Here is a 5,042-nt window from a genome sequence, read left to right as displayed (position 1 = left end):
GTTTATATAAAGAAAAAACCTACTGTTCTAATCCCAGATTAAACATAGTATATAAGGAGGAAGAAAATGAAAAAAATAATAGGCTTTCTAGTAGTAACAGCAATTTTTATAGGTATAGGGTTTGCTGTAAATCGGTATATAAATGGTCCCTCACAACCAGTAAACGGTATCATGGTATCTGGAACGAAAGAAAATATATCAGCTGTCAAAAATCTGTATAAAGATCAAAACGTACGAACAACAGATTATAGTTATAAATTGGTCACAGAAATAATAAAACAAGAATTCACTACCGAACAGAAAGAAGAAATTAAGAAAGAATGGAAAGAAAAAGGAGGAAATATGACTGAAGAAGAGATAGACAAGGAACTTAATAAACCATCTGTTACAAAGAAACAATATGCGGTTATTACAAAATCTACAGCTGAAAAATTCTTAAAAAAAGGAATTATAAGAACACCCTTATCTAAAGAAGATAGTTCAATGACTTCAGCCTCGGTAAAAGAAATAAAAGAATTAGCGAGGGAAAAAAACATCTTTTATAGAAAAAATGTGGAAGATGGGGAAGTTAAGGATGGAAATTTAAATTTAAATGGACAAATGATACCTGTTCAACATATTGAACAAAATAATTGGATTGGCTATTTTTCATCACCGATAGTAATTGTTAATGAGGAAACATATAAACAATTAAAAGAAAAAGAAGTAAGCCTTTCGTTAATTCAGTTTGCAAAAGAAAATTTTGATTATAAAAATAAAAACAAGGTAAAAAAGGTGGTCGAATACGTTTCGAAAGTGTATGCAGTGAAAGACGAGAATGGTGAGTACGATAAGGATAAAATCTATTTTGTAGAGATTCAAAATTAATCTGTGAAAAGGATGAGTTGTATGGAGGTTGTTAGATTAGAAAATGTAGTAAAAACATATGGAGAAGGAGAAACGCAAGTACAGGCGTTAAAAGGAATTAATCTTTCCATTCGTAGGGGAGAATTCGTAACCATAGTTGGAGCATCAGGTTCTGGTAAAAGTACCTTATTGCATATTTTAGGAGGGCTGGATCGTCCGAGTTCGGGAAATGTGTTTATAGGTGATGAAAATATCTACAATTATAAAGATAATGAACTCTCTATTTTTCGCCGAAGAAAAGTTGGCTTTATATTTCAGTTTTTTAATTTAATTCCTGTCTTGAATGTACAAGAAAATATTGCTTTGCCAGCTCTATTGGACGAAGAACAGGTAGATGATCATTACCTGGATGAAATTATAAGAACACTAGGGTTAAATGAAAGACGAGATCATTTGCCTTCTGAATTATCGGGTGGTCAACAACAAAGGGTATCTATTGGTAGATCTCTTATAAATAAACCCGATATTATCTTAGCGGATGAACCAACCGGAAATCTAGATACAAAAAATACAAAAGAAGTTCTGAATTTATTAAAAGTAACGGCTAAAAAATATAATCAGACGGTGATTTTAATTACTCATGATCCTGCTATCGCATCAAACTCTGATCGAATTATAACCATTACAGATGGCATGATTATTTCAGATAAACAATTAGTGCAAAATCAAGAAAAATGTGGAGGGGAGGAGTATTGATTCATAGTTACAAACAGTTAAGTCAAAAATATCTCAGAAGTAATATAAAACGTACTTTGCTAACATTAACAGGTATTATTCTAGCGTTGGCGCTAATAACAACGATTGGACTTTTTTTTAATAGTGGATACACTTCGGGAATTGAAAATGCTAAAAAAGGTTCTATGGGTTCTGCAAATATTTCAGTTGAAAATTATAATCAAAAGCTTTTCAATATGATAAAAAGTAATCCTAATATATCTTCTTATGGCATCATAACTCCAGGAGAGGTAATCCAATTTGATGAGATAGCTGTCTCTTATATGTATGCAGATCATCAAGCATTGAAGCTGTTAAAGTCTAGTATTCCTGTAGAAGGTAAGCTACCTTCAAATGAAAACGAGGCTGTTTTAGAAAAATGGATGCTGCCTTACTTCGGGCCTAATCTTAAATTAGGCGGTATGTTTACTATTCATGAAAAAAAATATAAACTTGTTGGTTTGTTAAATAAGTCTAGTAGTAATCAGGAAAATAAACCCGGTCAATTATTGATATATAAAAATAAGTTTAAAGTTGGAGAAGGTAGCGTATTGATTGAATTGCATAAGTACGCAAACTTTGATGAAGTTGAAAATCAATTTAAATTATTGACGAATAAAGAAAATATAAGAGTGAATGACCAATTAAAGAAAGCCTTAAAGCCTAGTGTGGAGATAATGGCGGCAGCCGCTATTAGTATTGGGATTGTTGTGATTTCTACGATTGTTATTATTTACAATGCATTTCAAATTAGTATAGTAGAGCGAATGAAACAGTTTGGGCTATTGAGGAGTATTGGAGCTACAAAAAAACAAATCAGAAAAATTGTAATAAGAGAAGCAACATTTCTTTCTATTATTGCTATCTTTTTTGGGATTTTGTGCAGTATATTAGTAGTCTTTTTACTTAATCAAGTACTGATAAACGTACTTAAAAACTCTATGGGATATACAATTAAATTAGATTGGTTAATTATATGTGTAAGTTCTTTAATTACATTGATAACTGTTTATATTTCAAGTTATTTTCCTGCTTTTTTTGCAGGTAGAATTTCACCGTTATTGGCCGTAAGTAGCCGATTAGCTATAAAAAAAGAAAAAATAAAGAAAAAAAAGAGAACAAAATTAAAGAAACCACTATCTTTTCCGTTAAGTATGGCATTAAAAAATATCCAAAGGAATCCCAATAGATATACAGTTACAATTTTGTCTATTATTATAAGTAGTGTACTGTATATCACGTTTACGTTTCTCATAGATACTGCCATTCAGCGTAAACAACCGGAAATTCAAGCTCTAAAATCGGATATATCAGTTACGGTTAATTCAAATTTAGACAAGCCTAGCATAGATCGTATGAGTCAAAATATTTATAAAGTTAATAACGTAGAGAAGCTGTACAAGCAATATCAGGCAAATAATTTTTATACGAAAGTACCAAAAAATAAACAAATTAAAGAATTACAAGGAAATGAATCGCTGTATCAAAAAATAAAATATAATAATCAAACTGTAGAAATTATGAAAACACAAATAAAAGCATACGATGAGAATAGTTTAAAGAAACTAGCTGAAAATGTAACTAGTGGAAGAATTGATATTTCAAAATTAAATCATGAAAAAGAGGTTGTTTTAGTAAAACAAGCTGCATCAAATGATATGAATACAAGTAAAAAATATATAGGTTCTCTAAGCACTTTTCAGGTAGGGGATGAAATCCAAATAACAAGTCAGCAAGAAAGAAAATCTACAGAGGAAGTCTCCTACAATGAAGAAAAACTAGAAACTTTAAAAATAGCTGCAATTGTAGAATTGGACATTTTTAATATGAGCAGAGTGATGGATACCATAACTTTTATTACTAGTGAACAAATAGCTGAATATATTACACCATCTCCACAAAAATTAACAGGTTTTGAAATTGATTTAGAGAATCAATCTCGGGCTGATGCTACAATTTTAGATATACAAAAGAAACTGGGTGGAGATGCATCTATAGATGTACAAAATAATATTGTTCAAAGTAATTTCCATACAGACAATATACTTTATATAAAAATATTAGGGTACGGATTTATAGCTGTTATTACACTAATTGGTTGTGTAAATATTTTAAATACCATTACAGTCAGCATCATTATGAGAAGAAAAGAATTGGCTGCTTTAAAATCGATTGGTATGTCGCAGAAGGATTTGAAAAAGATGGTTATATATGAAGGACTTCTGTACGGTTTCTTTGGAAGCATACAAGGAATCTTTTTCGGCTGTATGCTGTCGTATATTCTTTATGTAGCACTGTCAAATACGGTGTCGTTTGAATGGATTATACCTTATCAATCTAGCTTTATCACATTTATAACTGCACTTTTGATTAGTTATGTATCGGTACTAATTCCGCTTCGGAAAATTAAAAAGGATAACGTTATAGATGTAATTAGAGAAGAATAGCAGTAGTTAAAACAATATGTGATTCTGCAGTTCAACTGAGATACGTATAAAACGGTTCGTAATCTGTATTATATGTTCAAATCGAGGAATTCTAAAACATAAAATACAAAAGTACCTTATATTATATAAGGTACTTTTGTATTTTTTAAAATGACATAAGATACGTTTACTTGAGTTTTTTAGGTAGTTAGGGTTTGATATACTAACTTAAAATAAAAATGTTGAGTAGTTCATTTTCATTATACATCAATATATCTGAATTAAAAATGCAATTTTGCATCGAAATATCTGCAGTACCAATTCCATAATAGTCTCAAGTCTATTAAAGTGGGAGCATTGTTGTTACTAGTTGGTGGAGTCATTTTCTTAAAACATAAAAATACATAAAAAGAGAAGTAAGGAAGAGTTACGTAAAGTTGTATATGATTACATGCAGTGAGAAACAAGAACCATTTGATCCGTTGTTAAGTCCTTTTTCAATAGTAGGTTATCCATTAAAATTCTCCCTTTAAATGTAAGATATAATTATTCCGAATATAAATATATCACAATATTAACTTTAATGTAATAACCCAGAAAAATATTATTGGTAATTCAAAAATTAATGGTTCAATGCAATTTAAAGAATATGGTCAATCATTTGTGTGAAATAGCTTGTGTATACCATTTGGGATACTATAATTAATTTTCAATTTCATTTCAAGAACAACGGAAACAAAAGAGAAATGGAAACGAAATCATGAAAGAAACTATATTAAAAGCACTACGATTTAAAAATAGAAAAGGCCTCATCAAATAAAGATGACATTGGTGGGTCAGTTTCAAGTTGTATAAAATTTAAAGCGCATTTGTAGAATCATGGAGAAATAAGAGATTGTTTGTTCGGTTCGCATAGCGAATCTGTTATTTAATTAAAACAAGAGATTAAGAAATATATAACATACATAATTATTATAGATGTCAATGGAATTATTG

3 protein-coding genes and 1 pseudogene are annotated in these 5,042 nt (G+C 29.9%); all 4 read left to right on the top strand.

The window, feature by feature from the left end:
• Nucleotides 1-66: 66 nt before the first annotated feature.
• Nucleotides 67-867: a lipoprotein BA_5634 family protein gene (locus ABWK52_RS24290; protein WP_098542112.1), complete on the top strand. Its 801-nt coding sequence runs from the start codon at nt 67-69 to the stop codon at nt 865-867.
• A gap of 21 nt (nt 868-888) precedes the next feature.
• On the top strand, nt 889-1,602 hold the full coding sequence (locus ABWK52_RS24285) for an ABC transporter ATP-binding protein (protein ID WP_065230008.1): 714 nt from the start codon (nt 889-891) through the stop codon (nt 1,600-1,602).
• A complete protein-coding gene (locus ABWK52_RS24280; RefSeq protein ID WP_098542114.1) occupies nt 1,599-4,067 on the top strand; it encodes an ABC transporter permease in 2,469 nt (822 codons plus the stop codon). Before ABWK52_RS24285 ends, ABWK52_RS24280 begins: the two co-directional genes overlap by 4 nt.
• Before the next feature lie 616 nt (nt 4,068-4,683).
• Nucleotides 4,684-4,934: pseudogene (locus tag ABWK52_RS24275) on the top strand (IS3 family transposase); the annotation flags it as partial.
• Nucleotides 4,935-5,042 lie beyond the last annotated feature (108 nt).

The organism is Bacillus sp. AP50, assembly GCF_040492675.1.
GTDB lineage: Bacteria > Bacillota > Bacilli > Bacillales > Bacillaceae_G > Bacillus_A > Bacillus_A cereus.
This window is presented reverse-complemented; position numbering and strand designations above follow the sequence as displayed.